The organism is Affinundibacterium nitidum, assembly GCF_014284155.1.
Taxonomy (GTDB): domain Bacteria; phylum Pseudomonadota; class Gammaproteobacteria; order Burkholderiales; family Burkholderiaceae_D; genus Undibacterium; species Undibacterium nitidum.
Genome location: NZ_JACOFZ010000006.1, coordinates 57,473 through 81,731 on the forward strand (window position 1 = coordinate 57,473; position 24,259 = coordinate 81,731).

The window sequence follows — 24,259 nt, forward strand, 5'->3', positions numbered from 1 at the left end:
ATGGCAATTTGATTTCGATTTGAATGTGTCAGTTGATTTGAAATAAAAACCTTCTCCCCCCCGAGAGTGTGGAAAGCCGGGTACGCAGTTTGTTGGTAGTTAGCCTGCGTAGGGTGTGTATAGAGCGTATCCGGCGTTCCAGTTTTACCGATTTGGATAAGTAAAAAATGAGAGACTATATTAAGAAAGACCCGTGGAATATTATCGAAGAAGGATTTGATCCTGCTTTGAACCGCATTTCCGAAAGTATTTTTTCCATTGGTAACGGCAAGATGGGCCAGCGCGCTAACTTTGAAGAAAAGTATAGCGGTAGTAGCTTGCGTGGTAGCTATGTGGCGGGTGTTTATTATCCAGATAAAACACGCGTGGGTTGGTGGAAGAATGGTTATCCCGAGTATTTTGCAAAAGTCCTCAATGCCACCAATTGGATCGGTATTAACGTCGCCATCGATGGTGAGGAATTAGATCTGGCCACCGCCAAAGTCTCTGCATTTACGCGTGTCCTGAATATGCGTGAAGGTTTGTTGCAGCGTCAATTTGTCGCAACCCTGCCATCCGGTAAGCAAGTGCAAGTGCGCTCCACACGCTTCACGAGTATTGTCGATGCCGACAATGGCGTGATTCGTTATGAAGTGACGCCATTAAACTTCTCCGGCAAGATTCGTTTTACACCCTTGATCGATTTGAACGTCTTCAATCAAGACTCCAACTACGACGAGCAATTTTGGACAGAAGTGTCGCGTGCAGCAGGTAATGGCAGCGCGGTGATCACGGGCGAAACCAAAAAGACACAATTCCATGTGGCTACAGCCTTTGCGATTGAGCTTGCTCTCGCTGGTGAAAAACAAGCGATCAATGCTGAAGTAGTCACTCAAGACAAATTTGTGGCGAACGTCGTTGAAGTGAATGCTACACAAGACCAGACAGCAACCTTGTTTAAGTATGCTGCTGTGATTTCTTCACTGTATTCCGACAAAGCTGCTATCCAAAGTGATGCGGAGAAGAGTGCAGCAGCAGCGATGAGCAAAGGTTTCGATACGCTGTTAAAAGAACATAGCGATGCTTGGATTCAGAAATGGGCTGAGTGCGATATCACGATTGAAGGCGATGTCGCTGCTCAGCAAGCGATTCGCTTCAATATTCTGCAAATGAACCAAACCTACACCGGTGAAGATGAGCGTTTGAACATCGGCCCGAAAGGATTCACTGGCGAAAAATACGGCGGTGTGACGTACTGGGATACGGAAGCTTACTGCTTACCGTTCTACCTGAAAACGGCAGACCCGAAAGTCGCTCGTCAACTTTTGGTGTATCGCTATAAGCATTTGCAAAAAGCGATAGAGAATGCAGCTAAGTTAGGTTTTAAAGACGGTGCAGCACTGTATCCGATGGTGACTATCAACGGTGAGGAATGCCATAACGAATGGGAAATTACGTTTGAAGAAATTCATCGTAACGGTGCCATGAGTTTTGCGATCTATAACTACATCAACCATACCGGTGATACAGGCTATTTGGCTGAATATGGTTTGGAAGTCTTGATCGCGATTTCACGCTTCTGGCGTCAACGCGTGCAATGGTCAGACCGTCGCAATGGCTACATCATGCTTGGTGTGACAGGCCCTAACGAATACGAGAACAACGTTAATAACAATTGGTACACCAACTTGTTGGCGCAATGGACCTTGAACTACACACGCGAATCTTTGGCGCAAGTGCAAGCAAGTAATCCAGCACGTTATGCCGAGATCGTACAAAAGACCAACTTTGGTGCGAAAGAAGATGAGCTCGCTGCGTGGAGTGATATCGCCGCGAAGATTGTATTGCCAGTCGATCAGCAAACCGGTGTCTTTATTCAGCACGATGGTTTCATGGATAAAGATTTGCAACCGATGTCTGCTATTCCAAAAGGCGAATACCCGATTCATAAGAATTGGTCATGGGATCGTATTCTGCGCTCGTGCTACATCAAGCAAGCCGACGTCTTGCAAGGCATCTATACCTTCGAAGCGAATTACGACAAAGAGACCTTGCGTAAAAACTTTGACTTTTACGAGCCATTGACAGTACATGAGTCGTCTTTGTCGCCATGTATACATTCGATCTTGGCATCGTCTTTGGGTTATGAAGACTTAGCGTATAAATTCTATTTGCGTACCGCGCGTTTAGACTTGGATGACTACAACCACGACACCGATGATGGCTTGCATATTACGTCGATGGCGGGTACGTGGATGTCCGTGGTGGAAGGTTTTGGTGGCGTGCGTGTACAACAAGGCCAATTGCGTTTGGCTCCAGCATTACCGAAGCAATGGCAAGGCTACTCTTTCCGCATCACTTTCCGTGGTGCCTTGGTTAAAGTAGCCGTGACGCCAAATGCGGTGATCTTGGAAAACGAATCCGATACGGCATTGAACGTACATGTGTATGGCGCGGAGAAAAATTTGCCAGCGCGCCAAATACTGAGCGTCGCTCGTTAATACAGAAATTCTTGCTCACATCGGCAGGGTAGAAGGATCCGATGATGAGTTTCGGTCCCCATGGTTATAGATCTATAAGCATGGGGCTTTTTTTATTCTTTTCCAAATCGTTTATCTGGGCGAATTGCGTTGTTGCTTGTCCTCGCAATATTGGAGTATTGCTGTGGGAAGCGCCTAGCACTTCATCCCAACTAAACGATTTATGTTTGGTGGAACTAGCGGTCGTTTCCTTGCAATACTTTGTATTGCTCGGGACGGCTCTTAGTGCATCACACCAAATAAACGATTTGCGGTTGGTGGAATTGGAGTCGCGGGCCTCTACTCTTCCTCGCAATACTTCGTATTGCTCGGGGAAACGGCTAAAAGTTTTTCTAAGAAGAGTTGTTCGTTTTTGATATGGTTGATTCGCAGACGATGCGAGTAATTTGAATACTTCAACGCACTCACTATGCGCTACAATTTGACGATGTGAATGATGACGAATTTGATGCCGAACTTGATGACTATGCTTACACAGAATCCCAATTGGTGGCGTGAAGCCGTGATTTATCAGGTTTATCCGCGTAGCTTTATGGATAGCAATGGCGATGGTGTCGGTGATTTGCCTGGTATCACCAGTCGCTTGGAATACATTGCGAGTTTGGGCGTGGACATCGTTTGGATATCACCATTCTTTACGTCGCCGATGAAAGACTTTGGTTACGACGTCGCAGATTATTGTAATGTCGATCCCTTGTTTGGTAGTTTGGCGGATTTCGATGTATTGGTCGCACGTGCGCATGAATTGGGTCTGAAGATTATGATCGATCAAGTCTTGTCGCATACTGCCGAATCGCATCCTTGGTTTGTCGAGAGTCGTTCTAATCGCAATAATCCTAAAGCCGATTGGTATGTGTGGGCAGACCCGCAAGCGGACGGCACGCCACCCAATAATTGGCTTTCTATTTTTGGGGGCTCGGCATGGCAATGGGATACGCGTCGTTGCCAGTACTACCTCCATAATTTTCTTGTTAGCCAACCAGATATGAACTTCCATTGCACGGAAGTGCAAGAAGCGCATTTACGGAATATGCGGTTTTGGTTGGAGCGCGGGGTTGATGGCTTCCGTATGGATGCTTGTATTTATCATTTTCATGATCCTTTATTGCGCAATAATCCTGTGGCTGCCAAGCAAAATACAGTAAATGTCGCGGCTTCGAATCCGTATGGGATGCAGGCGCATATTTACGATAATTCTCGTCCTGAGAATCTGCCTTTTTTAGAGCGCGTGCGCGCTTTACTCAACGAGTATCAAGCCATTTCGATTGGAGAGATTGGTGCCGACGACGCATTGGAAGTGATGGCGCAATACACCGAAGGGCAGCGCCGTTTGCATATGGCCTATAGCTTTAATTTGTTGACTGCTGAATTTAGTGCGACCCACATTCGCCGTCAAGTTGAAGCGTTTGAAGCACGGGTGAAAGACGGTGGCGCTTCGTGGTCGGTAGGTAATCATGATGTGGCGCGCGTGATGAGCCGTTGGGGCGGCGCGCAAGCAAGCCCTGATTTCGCTAAGATGATATTGACGATGCAGTTGGCTCTGAAAGGCACGCCGTGCTTGTATCAAGGTGATGAATTGGCCTTAACCGAGGCTGAAATTGCCTACGAAGATCTACAAGATCCAGTTGGTCTGTCTTTCTGGCCTGAAGTGAAAGGTCGTGATGGCTGCCGCACACCGATGCCTTGGCATGCGCAGCAAGCCTTTGCCGGCTTTTCCAACCACAAACCTTGGTTGCCGGTGCCACTACAGCACCAACAACAAGCGGTGTCAGTACAGGAATCAAACCCTGACTCGATGCTGCAATTTGCCCGTCGGGTGATTCGTTGGCGTAAAAGTATTCCCCAACTTTTACGTGGCTCCATCCATTTCTTTGATATCGCAGAGCCTGTATTGGCCTTTCAACGGGATTTGCCCGGTGCACCAAGTGTGATCGCGGTCTTTAACTTAAGTGCCGAGGCGGTCGTGTGCCGATTGCCTTCCGTCAGTGAGGCGATGGGGTTGACCGGACATGGCCTGCAGGCCTCGGTTCAAGGCGATCAAGTTCATTTGCCTGCCTATGGCGGTTGGTTTGGCATTCAACGTAGTAATTGAACTCCTTTTACGCTCATCACCCACATTCCGCCGTTAGTAAGAGATAAGCAGCGGATTTTCACCAAATCTGCTTTTACGTTTATACTTCTGCGCACAACAAAAACTTTTGGAAGTTCGGTGATGGCATTCGCAGCTAATGATTTTGCTGGCGGCTGTTTGCCCTAAAGCTGGAATTTCCCAATCTTTAGAGGAAGAAGAATATGCGTTTTTTGAAACATATGATTGCTGGCTTGAGTTTGGGTTTGCTTGCTTTATCTGCTAGCGCAGCGGTGGGTAATCCAGAGAACGGACGTGAGTATCGTAATTTGCGTCAGGCGCAGCCGACCGATGCTGGTAAAAAGATTGAAGTCATTGAGTTTTTTGCTTACTACTGCCCGCATTGCAATGCGCTCGAACCATTATTGGCAGATTGGGTGAAGAAAAACAGCGACAAGATCAATTTTAAGCGTGTGCATGTATTGAACCCTGGCGTTGAAGCACAATTGAAAACCTATTATGCGCTCGAGGCTATGGGTAAGGTTGAGCAGTACCACGCTAAAGTGTTTTACACCTTCCACGTTGAAAATAACCGTCTATTAACGAATGAGCAAGTCGGGCAGATGGTAACGAAATTGGGCATTGATAAGACTGCTTTTTTCAACGCCTACAATTCGTTCTCAGTCACAACGCGTCTTGGCCGCATGGAAAAGACGATGGCCGATTACGAAGTAAATTCATGGCCAACGGTTGTTGTTGATGGGCGTTTGATCACGTCACCAACGATGGCCGTGTCCACTCGTGGCCGAGTCAGTGAAGAAGAGCAAAATCGTGCACTTTTGCCGGTGTTAGATTGGTTGGTTGCGAAAGCACAAAAAGAACGTACTGCAAAATAATCTGATTTTCTATCATGAGTAAAAAAGCCGGGATCTCCCCGGCTTTTTTATTTGTACTAACCCTCAGTGGCGACTTACTTCGCGAATACTTTATATTCCCAAGGTTTTAATTCCAACTTCACCTGAGCGCCAGTCGGTGCTGCTTTACCAGAGCTAATGTCTTTGAGACCCTTACTAGCTAAGGCTGCGTCGATAGTTGCCGTTTGTGGTTTGCTCGAGAGGTTGAATACGGCTACCACTTTATTGCCGGCCTTTTCGCGAGAGAAGGCAAAAACTTGTTCGTCGCTACCTGTCTTCAAACGCACCATAGGGCCGCCGTCGACACCATTCCACAACGCCTTATTGCTTTGTTTGAGATGGAATAACTTAGTGTACAACTGCTTGTACGGATGATCTTTCCATTGAATCGGATCGCGTTCAAAGAAGTTTAAGGCTTTGTTGTTGCCTGCTTCTTGGCCGCTATACAGCAATGGCATGCCAGGCATGATATTCGACAAGACTAAGAAAGCTTCTACGCCATCACCTAAACGTTCAAATTCGGTTCCTTCCCAGCTATTTAAATCGTGATTAGTGATGTGCAACATGCGATAGGAGTTTGGATGATAGTTTTTCTCTTCGCCATTCAAATAGGCATCAAAATCTTTAACTGATTTTTTGCCTTTGGCGATGTCACCCCACAGGTCTTTGTATTGCCAACCGTAAGTCATGTCAAAGGCTTTTTCTTGCAGGTCCCATTCCATCGCCTCGGCCAACATGAATACCTTCTTGGTTTTGTCGAGTTCTTTACGTGCATCGTTCCAGAAGTCAGTCGGCACCATTGCCGCAACGTCGCAACGGAAACCATCGATGTCATATTCCTTCAACCAAAAACGCATCGCCTCGATCATCTCTTTGCGTAGATTTTGATTAGTGTAGTCGAGGGCGATGACGTCTGCCCAGTCTGGCACTGGCGGCACAAAATTTCCATCTTTGTCTTTTTTATAGAACTCTGGGTGCTGTGTTGCCCATGCGTGATCCCACGCGGAATGGTTAGCGACCCAGTCAATAATGAGCTTCATACCATGAGCATGCGCGGCTTTTACTAGACGTTTGAAATCGGCAGGTGTGCCAAATTCAGGATTGACACCGCGATAATCTCGCACGGCATAGTAGCTACCTAGAGTCCCTTTGCGATTTTTTTCACCGATAGGATTGATAGGCATCACCCAAATGATCTTGACGCCCATCTTTTGCAGTTCAGGCAGATATTCTTCAAATTTTTGGAAGCTACCTTCTTTTGAATGCTGACGAATATTCGCTTCGTAAATGGTTGCGTTCTTGCTCCAAGCCGGGTGTACAACTTCTGAATTTTTCTGAGCCATGGCAGGTAGGGCTGTGATCGCGCCTATGCTCAGAAGTAGGGAGAAAATTAAACGGTTCATGCGGATGCCTCTCTATTTTTTTTCGGGGGGGATGGGTCAAACAATACTACTGTAGTTCAAATATGTGGGCAGTCTTACCCTCAATCTGTATCTGTTGGCGAATATCTTGTGTGCTACCGCTCAAAACATCGCGTGCTTTCGAAAAACCTTTCAAGACTTCGGTAAATCGACTCGTGTTCAAGCTTTGTGATTTTTCCTTGCGATTCATTACCACCATAATCGTTTTTTTGTCGCTGGTACGGAAATACACGTAGCAGTCATCTTGCGGTAAAAAGTGGAGAAACTTTCCGGCATGAATTGCTTTTTCAGCTTTACGCCAGTTGAATAAATTGCGCACGAAGTCTTGTGTGGATTTACTTTGCTTAGAAAGGTTTTCACCACTAAAGGCATTCACACGATCGCCAGACCAACCACCTGGGAAGTCCCCTCTGACTTTACCGTCGTCGCGTTTTTTGGGACTGGTCATCAAAATCTCAGTACCATAAAACATTTGCGGGATGCCGCGCATGGTCGCCAAATAAATCATTGCCATTTTCAGCAATGCAGGATCTCGGTTTAGCGCGGAGAACAGGCGTGGGGTATCGTGGTTGCCCTCAAATATGGTGAGATTTTCAGGGTGTGCATATTGGAAATCGTCGGTGGCTGCGAGATAAAGCTTCCCTATATCTGCTTTGCCATCTTTACCGCCAACCAAGCTTGTATGTAGATTTTCGTAGACGGAAAAATCCATCATGCTAGGCATATAGGAGCGATAACCGTCTTGATTAACTTTGTCTTTCTGCCAGTACGCAACGATGGCGGGGTTCATACTCCACTCTTCACCAACCAGGTTGATAAGGGGGTATTCGTCCGTGATTCGCTTCGACCATTGGGCAAGAAATTCCTTGTTTGAATAGGAATAAGTGTCGACCCGTAAACCGGATAGATCTGCATACTCAATCCACCAAATCGCGTTTTGGATTAAATAGTTGGCGAGGTAAGGATTTTTCTGATTAAGGTCAGGCATGGTTTGCACAAACCAGCCATCCGCGAATTTGTTGCGGTCTTCTATTGATGCATGAGGGTCTTGCACCGTGGCTCGTACATGGTTGGTTTCCACATAGGTGGGGTGTTGATTGAGCCAGTCATGTGAAGGCAGGTCTTGCATCCACCAATGCTGCGATCCGATGTGGTTGAGTACGACATCATGAATCACTCCCATGCCAAGTTTCTTGGCTTGGGTCACCAGTTGGCGATAGTCTTCGTTGCTGCCAAAGCGCTGATCGACTCGATAGAAATCCGTTGCAGCGTAACCATGATACGAATTGATCGCTTGATTATTTTCGACCAAAGGGGTTGGCCACAACATGGTAAAACCAAGTCCAGCAATGTAGTCGAGATGTTGGGTAAGACCTTGTAAATCTCCACCATGGCGACCACCAGGGACGTTGCGTTGTGCAGGGTCTCGCATGCCTGCAATCGTGTCGTTGCGGGTGTCGCCATTCGCAAAACGATCTGGGACGACTAAGTAAATCGCATCGGCAGGCGTAAAACCTAAACGCTGGGGCGAACCAGGACGGCGAGCATTCAAAGTGAAATTACTCTTGAATTGAACTTTGTTGTCTCTGAGCCATTCAATTTCAACATTACCGACTGCAGCGTCAGGACTGATGAGAAGATCGAGGAAGAGGTAGTGTGCATTTTCTGGACGACTGCTTTTGACCAGCGAGACTCCTGGGTGCTGAATCCGTGCTTCAAGGCCGTCGAGATGTTTGCCATAGACCATCAATTGCAATGCAGGTGATTGCATACCTACCCACCAAGAAGATGGCTCTATGCGATCTATCTTTGCCGTGGCACTCGCTTGATTATTCTGTTCGAGCTGACGAAGTGGCGCTGAAAGTGAAGTGAATGAAGTAGCTAAAAAAAAAGCAGCGCCGATGATCGCAAGGGTATTGCGTGTGGGGAACCGGCGCTGCATGGGGTTAGCCTTCATTTTGCTCGATCGCTAAGGCAGCACCAGAAAGCGCTGCCAGTGTGTCTGTGATAAGTGCTGTTGGAATCTGCGAAACGTAGCCGTGCAAGCGTCCCTTAGCTTCAAATTTTTCGCGGAAACGTGATTGAAAAAAGAAGTCGCCAAGGCGTGGGACGATGCCGCCGCCGATATACACGCCACTACGCGCACCAACGATTAATGCGACACTGCCCGAAAAACTTCCCAGCAATGCGCAGAATGCGTCTAAGGTTTTGCGACAAATTACACATTGATTTAACAAGCCACGTTCAACAATTTGTTCGGTACTCAAGGCTTCTACATTCTCTTTGGCGCAGCGCGCAACCGCACGGTAAAGCGTGGGCAATCCAATACCAGAGAGAAGACGCTCAGCTGAAACATGCGGTAACTCTTCACGCACAGCATCGAGGATTGCCGCTTCGAAATCATCTGTAGCGGCTAAGGTGGCGTGACCACCTTCACCAGGAATCGCGATCCAGCCATGTTTGCTTTCAATGACAGAGCCCACACCTAAGCCAGTGCCAGGGCCAATCACCGCCAAGGTGCCATGGTGTTGCGGCAACTCTGCATGGGGTCGAATTTGGTCAGCCTTCAAACGCGGCAAAGAGAGCGCAAGAGCTTCGAAATCGTTCAAGGTCAGGAAGGTATCGAGCTGCAATGCCGCTTTCACTTGCGCCTGCGAGTAGCTCCAGTGGCTATTCGTAAAGTTAATATGATCTTGTCCAACTGCGGTTGCAACTGCAAATGCTGCGCAGCGTGGTGCTTGATAGTCGGCACCGAGTTCTTGTTGGAGTTTGCCTAAATAATGTGCGCTGGCATCAACTGGCGTCGCAAAATCAGCGACAGGCAAAGTTTTGACATACTTGATGTCGCCACTGTTATCGGTGATCCAGCCAAAACGGGCGTTACTGCCGCCAATGTCGGCAACGAGCCACGGGTAGCTGGAAGTGGAGGATGGCGAAATAGAACTATTGCTCATGGCGTCTCTTGTCGTTCATTCACGAGGTCGTGGCTCGTGCATTTTGTTGTTGATGCCCCATTTATCCTCGATGCTGGTTTGCTTCAGGGAGAGGGTGCAATATATAAATTTTAGATAAATGTAGCAAAACTACAGATTCAATTCAAGTGATTTGTTCTTTTATTTCAAATTGCTATTGAAAGTGTCGTATCGCTGGCGCAGCTTGTTGTAGTACAAGTAAATGATGTGAGTAAAATGGCAGCCTAGGTTTTAAAACGCTGATACAAAGAGGCTCTTTATTTTCTTACGATAGACCCTTGAGAAAATACTTGTAGTCCAGTTACATATGTTTATTGCGGTGAGGAAAAGTACAAGTGATTTGTTTGAAGTTGAAAATTACTTTCACTCGCTTTCTAGTCAGACTACAATGCAAATACTAGAAAAATTGCACACAGGGAAATCTTCCGAGAACTCGGAAAACTCCGAATTTATTTGATCTCCTGAGGCAAGTAGGTTGAAGAAAATTGCCGCGCCCGGTAATCGCTAACTGGGGGGGGGGCAAAACGGTCAAGAACGTTCCCGGTCATGCCAGAACGCAGTAAAAATGAAAAAAAGGAAAGATAGTGAATAGCAAAGCGATGATCGCGCAGGAATTTGATAGCCCGCGCTTATTGGCCGATATTGGTGGCACCTATGCCCGTTTTGCTTTGGAGATGAGCAAGGGCGATTTCCAACATGTGGCGTCGCTGCGTTGTGAGGACTATCCTAACTTCTATGCTGCAATGCGTGCTTATTTAGATGGCTTACCAGCCTTGAGTATCGTTCATGCAGCAGTTGCGATCGCGAATCCAGTCGATGGCGATATGGTCAGCATGACCAATTATCACTGGCAGTTCTCGATTGAAGAAATGCGTCAAAAGTTGGGCTTCGATACGCTCTTGATCGTGAATGACTTTACAGCATTAGCGATGGCCTTGCCGCGTTTGGGAGCCAATGATGTGCGTCAAGTCGGTGGCGGAGAAGCGCGCAAACAAAGCGTAGTTGGTTTGTTAGGTCCTGGTAGTGGGCTCGGTGTTTCTGGTTTGATCCCGGCAGGTGACGGTTGGATTTCTCTAGGTTCAGAGGGTGGGCACACGAGCTTCGCGCCGCGCAATGAACGCGAGATTGCGATTTTGCGTTATGTCTGGAAAGACTTCGAGCACGTTTCTTTTGAACGTTTAGTTTCTGGACCTGGACTAGAGCTCATTTATCGCGCATTGGCTGAACATGCTGGCGAAGCCGCCTTAGATTTACAAGCACCTGAAATCACGCAACGTGCTTTGGAGTGTGTTGATCGCCATTGCGAAGACGCACTCGACGTCTTCTGTTCCTTATTGGGTACAGCGGCGGCGAATCTCGCAGTTACTTTAGGGGCGATGGGCGGTATCTACATTGGCGGTGGCATCGTGCCACGTCTAGGAAAATATTTTGAGACTTCCAGTTTTCGTCAGCGATTTGAAGAGAAGGGACGATTTAGTCGCTATGTGGCAGCGATTCCGACTTATGTGATCACCGCTGAGCACGCCACTTTTATTGGGGCTTCATCGATTTTAGATGCACAATTGCGCAGCTTGAATCAAGACCCCGGCTCGGCGATTTTGAGTCAAATTCGACGCATTCGCCCTGATTTATCTCCTGCTGAATTGCGTGTTGCCGAACATGTCTTGGCCCACGCTCGTGCAGTGGTGAATGATCCTATCGCCGAAATTGCGCGAGCAGCTGATGTCAGTCAACCTACGGTAATTCGTTTCTGCCGTTCCTTAGGTTGTGAAGGCTTATCCGACTTTAAACTTCGTCTTGCTTCCGGCCTCACTGGCACCGTACCTGTTACTCATATTCAGGTGACAAATGATGACTCCGCACTTGAACTCGGTGCCAAGGTGCTCGGTAATACTGCCTCTTCAATTTTACAGGTTCGTAGTCAACTTAATCGCGACATGATAGAGCGTGCGATTGATTTGATTAATCACGCTAAGAAACTTGAGTTTTATGCGATTGGTCACTATGGCGTGGTCGCACAAGATGCCCAATTCAAATTTCTGCGCTTAGGTATTCCTAGCATTGCGCATACGGATTCACGTTTGCAGTCTTTGTCCGCGAGTGTATTGAATGCGGATGATGTGGTGGTGATCAGTAGCAGTAGTGGTCGTTTACCCGAGTTGCTTGAAGTGGCTGAGAAGGCACGTGAACGAGGTGCTAAGGTGATTGCGATTGCTGCCAGCCATTCACCCTTGATACGCAAAGCGGATGTTGCTCTGATTGTTGATCATGTTGAAGACGTCACGACCCACTTGCCTATGGTATCGCGTATTTTGCATTTGCTGGTCATCGACATGTTAGCTGTCGGTGTAGCAATGCGCCGCCATCCGCAAGCACATGGCGCCATGCCTGGTGAAGCCGATGAGCGGCTCGACGAAGCGCGCGCAACACCGCGCAAGCCTGCTGCGCGCAATGAAGCGCCGGGTGTCAGCTTAGCATCCCCTTTCGCTAAGCTGACTTCTCATAGTCGCTAATTTTTGTTCAATTTGAGTCGCAAGGGCATCGGAATTTCGATGCCCTTTTTTTATTGACGACCAAAAGGATTGCCACGTGGGTTGCTAGGTGGTGTATTGATGGTAGGTGGCACTGCTACTGTAGTCGTTGCAGCGGTGGTGGTGTAGCCGTCAGTTAAAGTACGCAAGAAGGCAAGGATGTCATCTCCTTCCGCCGCAGTGAATACTGGTCCGGCGTTTGCAGGGCGATTAAATGGCGGGCGGTCGTTCACAATATTCTTCAGATAAGCGGTTGGCAAATCATTGGGAACACCTGCTGGGCCATACCAACGACGAGGATCGGCATTGCGCGTTGCGTAAAAGGCGATCACATCGCTCAAATTTTTAAATGCACCGTTATGCATGAACGCTTCGCGCAGCGCGACATTGCGCAAGCTAGGCATTCTGAATTTACCGCAGAAGTCTTCTATCGATGTGGTGTCGGGTACGTTGGCGGTGAGGGCGGGTTTGCTTCGCGCGGGGCCGCAGATACCTAGATCAAAGAAACTTGGGTTGGCGTTTTGTGGAATTGCAGGGTTGCGCGGCACACCTAATGCGAAATAAGTAAATTGCGAAAACAAATTATCTTTCGGATCTTTCGAATTTGGGTTCATGGCATGGCAGGAAACGCAATTGGCCCGTCGTGTATCCATGAACAGATTCATGCCGCGTATTTCATTTGCCGCGAGCGTCGTTTTACCTTGAACAAAGGCGTCATATTTTGAACTAAAAGACTGGAAACCTGGCGTATTCTCATAGGCGGCGATTGCCACCCCGAGCTTTTGAAATGCTAAGTTAGGATTGCTAAAAATATCGTCCCCAAATTCCGCACGCATGATGGCTGCATATGGCGCAGCTGCGACTTTTTGAACAACAGACTCGGCATTTGGATTATTCATTTCTGCAGCCGCTAAAAATGGACCGAGGGCTTGCAAGGCTAGGGTATCTGCGCGGCCATCCCAAAAATGACCACCGATGGCGACTACTCCTTGAGGCCGATTCTGGAATGAGAAGGGCGGCACGAAGCTGTTGTATGCGTTGCTCATCGCATTGCGCAAGCCTAATACTCCTGCGATACTGCCTTGAGGTACACCGCTGCGCGAACCATGATTACTAGCAAAGCCAGTACCAGCGGTATGGCAACTAACACAGGCTGTTCCTGCTGGGACAGAGAGATTGCGATCTGTGAAGATCATTTGCCCTAAAGTCTCGAGGCGTGTCTGTGCTACAGGGACTTGCGGAATAGGATTGGTATTGGTCGGCACAGGCGTTGTAGGGACCGGTGTCGTAGGCAAAGGTGGAACTTGTGGCCCACGCGGCGCCTGAGCAAGTGCTTGTAAGCTTAACGCAGCACTGCATAGTAATAAGAGGGCAGACATGCTCCTCAACTTTGGTTGCGGTGATTGATAAGATGTAAAAAATGGCATGATACTCTCCTGGTTGGTCGGTCGCGCTTATGAAATGCGCTGCCGGTTGTGAGCTTGAGTTCATGCTAGAGATAGATTGTGAAGGAAAAATGAAGGACGACACCTGTTTGAATGAAGCTTGCTCAATTCTTTCAGAATTTTTTGTCGGATATTCATGATTCCTTCATAGTTGTTAGCCACAATGCAAAATCTATTGTCCCAATCGAATATCAAATGAAAGCCGCTAACGTGTTTCCACTCACTATAGCCAAAAAAATCTCATTGTCCGTGATCCTCATCTTATTGGTGAGTGTGAGTGGTTTGGCATGGTTAAGCGCACGAAGCTTGCAATCGGGCTTCAATGATTATCTCAAACAAAAGCAGCAACAAGAATTAATAAAAGTCGCTACGGCCTTTGGTGGTTACTATCGCGCACATCAAAGCTTTGCGGACTTGCGACACAATCCCCGCGTGGTGCGTCCTATCTTGAATCGGGCATTGGATCGGGGCGACCCGAACGAAGACGATGCCGATGCGAATGCTGAGCGCCCACGTCCAGAGCGCGGGCGCCCGCCTTTGCGCGAAGGCCCTGGCCCTAGAATTGGACAGGCGCCAGGCCCCTTAGGGCCACCAGGAATGGAACTTGGTCCGCGTTTAAGTTTGCTTGATGCAGAAGATGAGCCAGTCTTCGGCCCTTTGCGTGCGGGTGCCCAAAGTCTGCAGGCGCCGATTGAAGTCGATGGTCAGCGTGTCGGTACCATGATTGCGCCCATCCCTGAGTTTAACTTAGAAAAAACGACGCTCGAATTTGTTCGAAGTCAAATCAAACACATCTTGTTTTTTGCGCTAGGAGTATTGTCTGTCGCCACCTTGGTTAGCGTTTGGTTGGGGCAGCATTTGGTGAAACCGATCGCGGGTTTACGTAGAGTGACTCAGCAAATTGCGCAGGGTCGACTTGATGCTCGCGTCGACATTAAGAGTCAAGATGAACTCGGTGGTTTGGCGTCGTATATCAATCGTATGGCTGGTAGCTTGGAATCGAATGAGAAGAAGCGTCGAAAAATCATGGCAGATCTTTCGCATGAATTGCGCACGCCGCTCACAGTGATGCGTGCGGAGGTCGAAGCAGTCATTGATGGTGTACGCCCGCTCAATTTGGAATCAATGCAATCCTTGGAGGCGGAGATTAAACACCTCAATAAGCTGGTTGAGGACTTACATCAGTTAGCGTTGGCAGATAGTGGCGATTTACGTTTTCAGTTTGAGATGGTTGATGTACTTGAGTTGCTAAGCCAGATCGCGGCACGCTTCGAAGCACGCATGCAAGAGATGGATTTGGTACTGAAACTAGATTTGCCCTCAGCGCCAATATACATTTTGGCCGATGCGAGTCGCCTCACTCAAGTGATTGAAAATCTTCTGGAGAATAGTCTGCGCTATACCGATGCTAGTGGCAAAGTTGTCATCCGTGCGCAAAGTGCACCGGGCATGATCCGACTTACAATTGAAGATAGTGCTCCGGGTTTGCGGGACGGAGGATATGAACAATTATTTGAACGCCTGCACCGCGAAGATCAAGCACGTTCGAGAGCGAAAGGTGGCAGTGGACTTGGTTTGTCAATATGTCGCTTGTTAGTGCAGGCGCATCGCGGCGAAATTTCTGCAGGCCCATCTTCGCTTGGAGGAGTCAAAGTTGAGATCCTCTTGCCATTGGACGATGCGCGTCGTAAAGGGGCAAGTAACCATGAGGGAGTGCAAGCATGAACGGGGCAAGCATTTGTGTGATCGAAGACGACATCAAAATCGCCAGTGTTTTGATCGATTACCTGCATGCTAATACCTATCGCACGACACACTTTGTGGACGGCTTACAGGCGTTTGAAGCCCTGCGTACACAAAACTTCGATGTAGTGCTGCTCGATCGTATGCTGCCTGGCCTCGACGGTGTCAGCTTATGTCAACGCTTGCGAGAATTCAGCGCCGTACCGGTCATCATGCTCACGGCGATGGTGGAAGAAGAAGATAAATTGGACGGGCTCGACGCAGGGGCGGATGATTATGTGTGTAAGCCGTTTAGTCCGCGCGAAGTCGTGGCGAGGGTAAAGGCCCAACTCAGACGCAGTCAGTTCGCAAGTAATAATGAGGTGTCTGAGGTCTGGCCTTATGTCGTCAATCAGACCAATATGAGTATTAGTATGCAAGGGAAGACTCTCAACCTTACTCCTGTTGAATATCGTATCTTGGCTGAATTGCTGTTGCACCCGGGGCGCGTGTACAGCCGCCAACAATTACTCGATGTTGCGAGTGACGATAATCGCGACAGTAGTGACCGCACCATCGACGCCCATATCAAGAATCTACGTAAAAAGGTCGATGCTATCAGTGATTTATCGCAACGCTTGCAGTCTGTGTATGGCGTTGGCTATCGCTTCGCTTTACCGCAAGAATAAGTTGATAAATTTGATGGTTTAAATGCATTTTTCCTTGCCGGTGGGCATCGCTTTTCTCCACTTTTGATTCATGTCTCTTCTACGTCCTCTCCGTTTGGTGCGCTTTTTGGGTGGTTTATTCCAGACTTTCGTCAGTTCGTCGCATGCGCCTAGAACTTGACATCGGGCTTATATACAGTACAGCCATCGAAACACGAATTCGATACAGAAATAAAGCGAAACACCAACCCATTTAATGTATTAATTTAGGAGAACATCATGAAAACAATTACCGCTACAGCCATCGTTTCAGCAGCTTCTGCTTGCTTGAGCTCTTTACTTTTCGTAGGCATCGTCGGTGTGACAGCAACGACAGAAGTTAGCGCTACTGCGACACCAACTCAAACAGTGACAGTGAAAGCGAATCGTATGAGCGATGCAGAGAAACAAGCTTACGATGCTGAAATGTCTCAATCTGCCGTGCAAGTCGTTGAGATTCACGCCAAACGTTTGACACCAGCACAAAAAATGCAAATGGCAGCAGAGTAAATTGACATTCCACACCGAACTAGGATCTTGAACTTTAGACCTAAAGAGGATGTGCTGAAGTAGGCAGCTCAGTAGTACATGAAGTAGTAAAACAATTAGAAGCGCGTTTTAGGGGTGACCGAAGAAGTATCGCGGTTGACTACACAGCAGAATTTGAGTGCCGATTCTGGCTGCAAAAACGCAAAATGTTTTAACGTAGATGAGTTTAGCGTTTGCGTAAAACGAACAAGAGTTGACCGGCGTGGTCCTCAAGGCACTCTTCAAATTCTCTAGCAATATTTAGCATAGTGCGACTATGTATCACTTCAGATCGAAGTAGATTGAGGGTCGTGAGCGCTCAACAAGAACTCCGCTTTAGATCCTCGAATCAGTTTTTCGACCTCATCAAGTTTCACTATCCCTATAAAACCATGTTCGATGATCTGAGTATCGTTTTCATCGTCAATGGCAGTCTCTTTTTTGAAAATCAGATCCCCACTTCCATCTTTGTTGTAACGTTTTTCGACAATTTGTAGTTCTCTGAGTGCAAAGGACGTATTGGACGTTATTTGGTTGGCATGGATGCAAAGCGCTCGTTGATCTGTTAGTGCGTACACTATTTTATTGAGGTGGCTATTCAGATGCTGGCGTCGAAATCGACGATCAAGTAATGCAATCGCCACTGAAATAATGATGAATGCAGAGCCCCATGCGATGGCTGTACTCTGTAGCGGTTCGAAATCGAGGCCCTGCACAACCATAAAGATTGCGATTATGGCCATGAGGCTTATGACTAACGAAAAGCCGCGCGTTCTTTTCATCCACACATCGATGTTGGGTTGCCCAATCCATAGAAGTTGTTCATTGGGATGCAAAGTGGACTTCAACGACCGAGAGAGATCATCAGCCAAGTCAGCAATCGTGATCATTTGATGAAAGGTGAAATGTTATGAAGTGTGGTGAGACATTATAGGATTAATGTGAGTCCAATAACATCAAAAAATCGATGCAAAACGATCCCGTACCGCCTGCTGATCGGCCTTCATAAATTTTGAATTTAAGAAAACAAAAAAGCCCTGTTATTGCTAACAGGGCTTTGTGTTCTGGTGGTGATAGGTGGACTTGAACCACCGACCCCAGCATTATGAGTGCTGTGCTCTAACCAACTGAGCTATATCACCAAGAAGCCCAAGATTATGCCAGTGAAGTCTACATGCGTCAAGGAAGTTGGTGAAAATAGATTGTTGCTTCGGTAAAAGCCTTTAACTTCGCTTAGTTTCGCTTACTTTTACACTTATTTCTTCTCGCCCGAAAAGATCGATAGAAAATTCAATAGCGTGGAAATTGCTATTAAGTTAATCCGTACTGCAAAATTTGTTCGGTTGCATTACTGCTATTGCAGTCGATCACGATACGTTCAGGGATGGAGCGAAGCCAAGTTAATTGACGTTTGGCGAGTTGGCGGGTAGCGATGATGCCGCGTTCGCGCATCTCTTCGTAATTGATGCTGCCTTCAAGGTAATCCCATGCTTGGCGATAGCCTACGCAGCGAATGGAAGGTAACTCTGGATGAAGGTCGGGCCTTTGTTTGAGTTGATGTACCTCGTCGAGAAAGCCTTGTTCCAACATAATGTCGAATCGTTTGGCGATGCGCTCGTGTAAGACGCTACGGTCACTTGGCTCTAGCGATAAGGAAATCATTTCGAACGGCATGGCCGCGCGCGGTTGCTGGGCGATTAGCGACGACATCGCTTTACCTGTCAGCATATAGATTTCTAAAGCACGTTGAATGCGTTGACTATCATTGGGCTGCAAACGAGCGGCCGTGACAGGGTCAACTTCACCTAGTCTGGCGTGTAAGCCAGGCGCGCCGATGAGCGCCATATCGGCGTCGAGTTGCGCGCGTATCGCTGCGTCGGCCGGTGGTAGGTCATCGATGCCATTCATGAGTGCCTTGTAATACATCATGGTGCCGCCGACCAAAATCGGTAGCTTGCCACGTGCACGGATTTCTTTCACCAGACGCGCGCTATCGTTCAAAAACTGAGCGACGGAATAGGCTTCACTCGGGTCGATAATGTCGATCAAGTGGTGTGGGGCAGCCGCGAGTTCTTCAGAATTGGGCTTGGCGGTACCGATATTCATGTCGCGATAGACTAAGGCTGAATCGACCGAGATGATTTCCGCAGGCACTTCGCGCGCGATCGCCAGCGCCGCTGCTGTTTTACCAGAAGCGGTTGGACCCATGATGGCGATGACTTTTTGTTCTTGCATAAAATTGAAAAGTTGACGATATCGAGATGTCAGCGAATGGCTATTGGCCTCGCATAAACATCTTATCTAAATCGTTTAAGCCCAGTTGCACCCAAGTTGGACGTCCATGATTACATTGGTCAGAGCGCTCAGTAATTTCCATCTGGCGCAGTAGGGCGTTCATCTCGACTATGGTCAAACTACGGTTGGCGCGCACCGCCGTATGGCAAGCGAGGGTGCCAAGTAATTCATTGCGTCGATCAATCAACACTCGCGAGCCACCGAATTCGCGTACTTCGCGCAAAACGTCACGTGCCAAAGATTGCGCGTCGGCGTTTTTGAGCAAGGCGGGAACGGCGCGCACAGCCAAGGTCGTTGGTGAAATCGCAGCGATGTCAAAACCGAGCGATTTTAAAATATCTTGATTTTCTTCTGCGGTGCCGACTTCAACGCCATCAGCGTGAAAGGTGATCGGAATCAGCAAAGACTGCACTGGCATATTGTCTTCGTCGAGCGCATTCTTCAAGTCTTCATATAGGATGCGTTCATGGGCAGCATGCATGTCGACCAGTACTAAGCCTTTGCTATTTTGAGCAAGAACATAAATACCGTGCAGTTGAGCTAATGCGAAGCCAAGTGGATGGTCGTCGTTGGGAAGGGCAGATTCTTTAAAGCTCGTGTTGGTGTTGCCCGCGCTTGCAAAAAGAGCGCCATAACTGTCAGTTGATTGCGCTACGCCAGCTGCTTGCGCACGCTGTTGCATGAAGCTGTAGTCGATGCCACTGGCACTGCGTTGATCCAAACTACTGCCTGAAACTGGTGTCGCAAATTGGGCAGAGAAGCTTGTTTGTTCGCCGCCTATCCAAGGCAAACGACCACGGCTGGTGCCAGATTCATTCAAATTGCTGTCGCCAATGATGGCAGTGGCAGGGCCCGGCACCGTGCCGAAAGCAGTGGCCGACGTCTGTGCTAAGGCGCGGTTGATCGCATGAAATACAAATTGATGTACCGAGCGACTGTCACGGAAACGCACTTCAATTTTAGAAGGGTGTACATTGACATCGACTAAGGCTGGGTCAAGATCTAGAGCGATAACGTAAGAAGGATAGCGGTCACCATGCAAGACATCTTGATACGCAGCGCGTACGGCATGCGTCAACAACTTATCGCGCACAAAACGGCCGTTCACATAAAAGTATTGCGCATCAGCCCGACCTTTAGATGCAGTAGGAAGGCCGATAAAGCCGTGCAGGCGTAGCGGCCCGGCGCTTTCATCAATCGCCAATCTCGCACTAGAGAACGCATCACCTAGAATGCTGGCACTGCGTTTATCGAAGGCGCTGACATTCCAATGATCAACCGTTTTGCCATTGTGAGATAGCGAAAACGATACGTCAGGTCTTGCTAAGGCGATACGTCGAACGACTTCAGCGCAATGTCCAAATTCTGTTTGTTCTGACTTCAAGAATTTACGTCGAGCCGGTGTGTTGTAGTACAAATCTTGTACATCGACCGTCGTACCTTGGCCACCAGAGGCGGGCGTGATCTTGCCATTTTCGATTTGCCAAGCGTGGGGCGCATCTGCCGTGCGGGTGGTCACGGTCAACACCGCCACCGATGAAATTGATGCTAAAGCTTCACCTCGGAAGCCTAAGGTCGCTACGTTCTCAAGTTCTTCCAGCGTTGCAATTTTGGAGGTTGCATGGCGCTGCAGAGCTAAAGGCAATTGATCAGGCGGAATGCCGCGGCCATTATCGATGATAGCGATGCGCTTAACGCCGCCTTCTTCGAGCCGAATCGTGATGCTGCTAGAACCTGCATCTAATGCATTTTCGAGTAGCTCTTTTACTACTGCGGAAGGGCGCTCAACCACTTCGCCCGCAGCGATTTGGGAGATCAAATGATCGGGTAGTGCCTGTATCGGGCGGTACCCTTCGGTAGGATTTGAAGTATTAGCTGTCATGCCATGATTATACCTGCGAACTCTTAGTGTATGATGTCGCGCTGTGAGCATGTGCTGCACTTTTACGTCTTGCAGTGAGCACTGACACTACCCGCCAAAACGATTAGGAGTCATATGGATTTGATGCAGTTGCTCGACATGGTTTTGCATGTTGATAAGTCTTTAGGTATCTGGATTGAGCAATATGGTACGTTAGTCTATGCCGTGCTGTTCGCCATTGTGTTTTGTGAAACAGCCTTCGTGATTTTCCCCTTCTTGCCTGGCGATTCACTGCTCTTCATTGCCGGCACCTTCTGCGCAACTGGTGCCATGAATCCTTGGATTTTGGTGGCGCTCCTCATTTTTGCTTCCATCTCCGGCAACTCCGTTAATTACTGGATAGGCAGTATGGTAGGACATAAGGTAATGGAACGTGATTACCGTTGGATTGACAAAGTCGCTTTGCAAAAAACCCACGATTTTTATGAAAAACACGGCGGTAAAACGGTCGTGTTGGCGCGTTTTATTCCTTTGGTTCGTACTTTCGCACCGTTCGTAGCGGGCTTTTCCGAAATGAGTCATCGTAGCTTCCAGTTCTATAACGTGCTTGGTGCATTCTTGTGGATAATCTCGCTTGTCGTCAGTGGCTATTTCTTTGGCAATATTCCCATTGTTAAAGACAACCTCAATGTCATCGTCTTGGTTGGTGTTGGTGCCGCGGTAGTGCCAGTCGTCCTTGGACTGGCTTGGAAATTCGGAAAATCGATGTTTGGTAAGGCGAAGTAATTTACCGAAGCATTGAAAGAAACAAAGACGGGGCCGTCGACATATGCAAACACAGAGAGATTTGTCCGATGTGATTTGGTTGCAAGTCGATGCCCCGGCAAAACCCTCACTGGGTGAGGCATGCAATGGCTGCGGTGTGTGTTGTGCCGCTGAAACCTGCCCAGTTTCTCGTGTGTTCCTGTGGCAGTGGCGCGGCAGTTGTCGTGCCTTAGAATGGCATGCAGACCTGAAGCAATATCGTTGTGGAATGTTATTGCACGCGTCCCATTACCTTCCTTACCTCCCTCGCTCCTTAGAGGCGCGATTCCAACGATGGATTCGGCGTTGGATTGCAGCGGATACGGCTTGTGATTCGCCTTCTGAGGCCGTGCCTAAATGAGATGAGAATTAAGCGATCTTATTGCGCGCCAAGGGCGGATTTTTCGCAAAATACTTCTTGATCCCACGCACAATCGCTTCGGCCAATTCATCTTGGTAAGCGTCGTTAGTGAGTTTCGCTTCTTCTTCAGGGTTTGAAATAAAAGCGGTTTCAATCAAAATACTTGGGATATCGGGTGCTTTCAAGACGGCAAAGCCCGCTTGTTCGACCGAGCCTTTGTGCAAGCGATTGATGCCACCGATTTCCTTCAGGACGACTTTACCTAGTTTGATGCTGTCATTGATCTGCGCCGTGGTAGAGAGGTCGAGTAATACGCTAGCTAAGTGTTTGTCTTGGGTATTGATATTGACGCCACCGATTAAGTCGGCATCGTTTTCTTTTTGCGCTAACCAACGTGCTGCCGTTGAGCTGGCACCTTTTTCCGAGAGTACGAAAACAGACGAGCCACGAGCGCTGGTTTCGACGAAGGCATCTGCATGAATTGATACGAACAAATCAGCTTGCACGCTGCGCGCTTTTGCTACACGGGTTTGCAGAGGCACAAAGAAATCACCATCGCGCGTCAACATCACGCGCATGTTGGGAATGTCTTCAATCTTCTTTTTGAGGCGTTTAGCGATCGCTAACACCACATCTTTTTCACGACTACCACCACGGCCTGAGGCACCAGGGTCTTCTCCGCCATGACCAGGATCGAGTGCGATCGTGATCATGCGTATCATGTTGTCAGGTTTGTTTTTGTGTTCTTCGCCTTGCTTAGCCAGTTCGCTAGCTTTGTCTTGGTGTTTGTCTTGCTGTTTGTCTTTGTTGGTGTCGATGGCAAGTTCAGGCTTTTTATCGACGATTTTTTCGATCGGGTTTTCAGCGAGTTTGTCGCTCGACTTCAGTACCGGCTTATCGTTCGTCTTGGCCACTTCTTTGTTGGCGTTGGTAGAGGCACTCGCTGGTGTCGAAGTTGGATTCGGCGTTGGCGCAGCAGTGACGTTGCTGTCTTTATCCCATTCGCCTTTTTCAATTAGGGCGGTGATAGGATCAATCTCGACCGCTGGATACAAGTCGAACACCAAGCGGTGTTTGTAATTGCCTACAGGTTTTAAGGTGAATACCTGAGGTTTAACTTCGGACTTGAGATCAAACACTAAACGGACGACATTCGGACGGTTTTGCCCGACACGCACTTGTTTGATGTAGGGGTCATTGGTTTGAATCTTCGCAACCAGCTCTTTCAAGGTTGCATTCAAAGTCAAACCTTCGATTTCGACCACTAAGCGGTCTGGATCTTTGACTAAAAAGTGTGTTGCTTTGAGTTCAGCGTCATTCTCTAGCGTTACCCGCGTGTAGTCCGCCGCAGGCCAGACGCGTACCGCCAAAATTTGCATGGCATTCGCAGCTTGAGGTGCGATCACGGAGAGCAATAAGGCACCACCTGCGGTGAGAAAGGTACGGCGATGTACAGGTTTATTGTGCTTCATAGTCAAATACTGGGGCAAACGTTGAGTAGTAAAGGTGCAGGGATACTGCGATTGAGCGCATTATAGCGTTTTCATGTCCTTCAATGCGCTAGTAGCGCAATTCGTGGATTCGCAGACGCTTATTAAAGATTCGGCGCAAAGTGCAAGCCAGCTAAGCTCGTTTCGCCCGCTGTGGTGTTGGCCTTGATTTCCACCGCTCGACCTTCGTCGAGAATGTCGATCACGATATCCAAATCGGCTGCTGGCAAGAGACTGTCGGCTTTCTCGGGCCATTCGATAATGCAGATGGTGTCGGCATTAAACTCGTCTCGAAAGCCTGCTTCGATAAATTCATCGGCGCTAATCATGCGATATAAGTCAAAATGCATGATCTTGCATGCCTTGCCATGGATTTGCACTTGATAAGGCTCAGCGAGGGTATAGGTTGGGCTCTTGACGTTACCTTGATGCCCTGCCGCATGTAAGATGGCGCGGGTGAGGGCAGTCTTGCCTGCGCCGAGGTCGCCGTGAAGGTAAATGACTAATCCGGGTTGTAGGCAACGCGCGAGGCTTTTGCCTAAGGCTTGAGTGGCGCCTTCGTCGATCAGGCTTGTCTTATAATGTTGCATTCTTCGGTCAAATAAGCTGCTTAAGCCGCAA

The 24,259-nt window shown here is 48.3% G+C and carries 18 protein-coding genes and 1 tRNA gene; 9 read left to right on the forward strand and 10 right to left on the reverse strand.

Features of this window, described 5'->3' with window-relative positions; all coding sequences use genetic code 11:
- Positions 1 to 167 precede the first annotated feature (167 nt).
- The 3 genes from H8K36_RS14435 (at position 168) to H8K36_RS14445 (ending at position 5,483) form a co-directional block, all read left to right on the forward strand.
- Complete coding sequence (locus H8K36_RS14435) at positions 168 to 2,480, forward strand: family 65 glycosyl hydrolase domain-containing protein (protein WP_186917206.1); 2,313 nt, start codon at positions 168 to 170, stop codon at positions 2,478 to 2,480.
- A 472-nt stretch (positions 2,481 to 2,952) separates the two neighbouring features.
- Positions 2,953 to 4,611, forward strand: coding sequence for an alpha-amylase family glycosyl hydrolase (locus H8K36_RS14440; RefSeq protein ID WP_230404656.1), 1,659 nt, complete (start codon positions 2,953 to 2,955; stop codon positions 4,609 to 4,611).
- Positions 4,612 to 4,811: 200 nt separating this feature from the next.
- Positions 4,812 to 5,483, forward strand: coding sequence for a thiol:disulfide interchange protein DsbA/DsbL (locus H8K36_RS14445; protein WP_186917207.1), 672 nt, complete (start codon positions 4,812 to 4,814; stop codon positions 5,481 to 5,483).
- Positions 5,484 to 5,557: 74 nt separating this feature from the next.
- Here the strand turns inward: H8K36_RS14445 and H8K36_RS14450 are convergent, their stop codons facing one another.
- From H8K36_RS14450 to glk, 3 genes are read right to left on the reverse strand one after another with little or no spacing between them, the layout of a single operon-like run.
- Complete coding sequence (locus H8K36_RS14450) at positions 5,558 to 6,904, reverse strand: alpha-amylase family glycosyl hydrolase (protein WP_186917208.1); 1,347 nt, start codon at positions 6,902 to 6,904, stop codon at positions 5,558 to 5,560.
- Between the two features lie 46 nt (positions 6,905 to 6,950).
- Entirely contained in the window at positions 6,951 to 8,879 is a 1,929-nt protein-coding gene (locus H8K36_RS14455) for a glycoside hydrolase family 13 protein (protein WP_222611236.1), read from the reverse strand.
- A complete protein-coding gene (gene glk, locus H8K36_RS14460; RefSeq protein ID WP_186917209.1) occupies positions 8,869 to 9,876 on the reverse strand; it encodes a glucokinase in 1,008 nt (335 codons plus the stop codon). The genes H8K36_RS14455 and glk overlap by 11 nt, the downstream gene beginning before the upstream one ends.
- A gap of 617 nt (positions 9,877 to 10,493) precedes the next feature.
- Between glk and H8K36_RS14465 the strand changes: the two genes are divergently transcribed.
- Positions 10,494 to 12,407: a glucokinase gene (locus H8K36_RS14465; RefSeq protein ID WP_186917306.1), complete on the forward strand. Its 1,914-nt coding sequence runs from the start codon at positions 10,494 to 10,496 to the stop codon at positions 12,405 to 12,407.
- Between the two features lie 50 nt (positions 12,408 to 12,457).
- Here H8K36_RS14465 and H8K36_RS14470 read toward each other — a convergent pair whose 3' ends face one another.
- Positions 12,458 to 13,852, reverse strand: coding sequence for a cytochrome-c peroxidase (locus tag H8K36_RS14470; RefSeq protein WP_186917210.1), 1,395 nt, complete (start codon positions 13,850 to 13,852; stop codon positions 12,458 to 12,460).
- Positions 13,853 to 14,065: 213 nt separating this feature from the next.
- On the opposite strand from H8K36_RS14470, the gene H8K36_RS14475 reads away from it, so the two are divergent.
- From H8K36_RS14475 to H8K36_RS14485, 3 genes are all read left to right on the forward strand, one after another.
- Entirely contained in the window at positions 14,066 to 15,595 is a 1,530-nt protein-coding gene (locus tag H8K36_RS14475) for an ATP-binding protein (protein ID WP_186917211.1), read from the forward strand.
- The gene (locus H8K36_RS14480; protein WP_186917212.1) at positions 15,592 to 16,281 is read left to right on the forward strand and encodes a response regulator; all 690 of its coding nucleotides are present in this window, start codon (positions 15,592 to 15,594) and stop codon (positions 16,279 to 16,281) included. Before H8K36_RS14475 ends, H8K36_RS14480 begins: the two co-directional genes overlap by 4 nt.
- Positions 16,282 to 16,539: 258 nt before the next feature.
- On the forward strand, positions 16,540 to 16,809 hold the full coding sequence (locus H8K36_RS14485) for a hypothetical protein (protein WP_186917213.1): 270 nt from the start codon (positions 16,540 to 16,542) through the stop codon (positions 16,807 to 16,809).
- Between the two features lie 305 nt (positions 16,810 to 17,114).
- Here the strand turns inward: H8K36_RS14485 and H8K36_RS14490 are convergent, their stop codons facing one another.
- The 4 genes from H8K36_RS14490 to mutL all read right to left on the reverse strand — a co-directional run bounded on the left by H8K36_RS14490 (position 17,115) and on the right by mutL (position 21,004).
- Positions 17,115 to 17,570, reverse strand: a complete 456-nt coding sequence (locus tag H8K36_RS14490; protein ID WP_186917214.1) for a hypothetical protein — start codon at positions 17,568 to 17,570, stop codon at positions 17,115 to 17,117.
- A 322-nt stretch (positions 17,571 to 17,892) separates the two neighbouring features.
- Positions 17,893 to 17,969 (reverse strand) — tRNA-Met (locus H8K36_RS14495).
- 169 nt (positions 17,970 to 18,138) lie between these two features.
- Positions 18,139 to 19,062, reverse strand: a complete 924-nt coding sequence (miaA, locus tag H8K36_RS14500; protein ID WP_186917215.1) for a tRNA (adenosine(37)-N6)-dimethylallyltransferase MiaA — start codon at positions 19,060 to 19,062, stop codon at positions 18,139 to 18,141.
- 40 nt (positions 19,063 to 19,102) lie between these two features.
- Positions 19,103 to 21,004: a DNA mismatch repair endonuclease MutL gene (mutL, locus tag H8K36_RS14505; protein WP_186917216.1), complete on the reverse strand. Its 1,902-nt coding sequence runs from the start codon at positions 21,002 to 21,004 to the stop codon at positions 19,103 to 19,105.
- 114 nt (positions 21,005 to 21,118) lie between these two features.
- Here mutL and H8K36_RS14510 point away from each other — a divergent pair, with 114 nt between their 5' ends.
- Entirely contained in the window at positions 21,119 to 21,769 is a 651-nt protein-coding gene (locus H8K36_RS14510; RefSeq protein ID WP_186917217.1) for a VTT domain-containing protein, read from the forward strand.
- Between the two features lie 43 nt (positions 21,770 to 21,812).
- Positions 21,813 to 22,148: a hypothetical protein gene (locus H8K36_RS14515; RefSeq protein WP_186917218.1), complete on the forward strand. Its 336-nt coding sequence runs from the start codon at positions 21,813 to 21,815 to the stop codon at positions 22,146 to 22,148.
- An 8-nt stretch (positions 22,149 to 22,156) separates the two neighbouring features.
- Here the strand turns inward: H8K36_RS14515 and H8K36_RS14520 are convergent, their stop codons facing one another.
- Positions 22,157 to 23,620 carry an N-acetylmuramoyl-L-alanine amidase gene (locus H8K36_RS14520; protein ID WP_186917219.1) on the reverse strand — a complete coding sequence of 488 codons (1,464 nt, stop codon included), beginning with the start codon at positions 23,618 to 23,620 and terminating at the stop codon, positions 22,157 to 22,159.
- A gap of 122 nt (positions 23,621 to 23,742) precedes the next feature.
- The gene (tsaE, locus tag H8K36_RS14525) at positions 23,743 to 24,228 is read right to left on the reverse strand and encodes a tRNA (adenosine(37)-N6)-threonylcarbamoyltransferase complex ATPase subunit type 1 TsaE (protein ID WP_186917220.1); all 486 of its coding nucleotides are present in this window, start codon (positions 24,226 to 24,228) and stop codon (positions 23,743 to 23,745) included.
- Between the last annotated feature and the right edge of the window lie 31 nt (positions 24,229 to 24,259).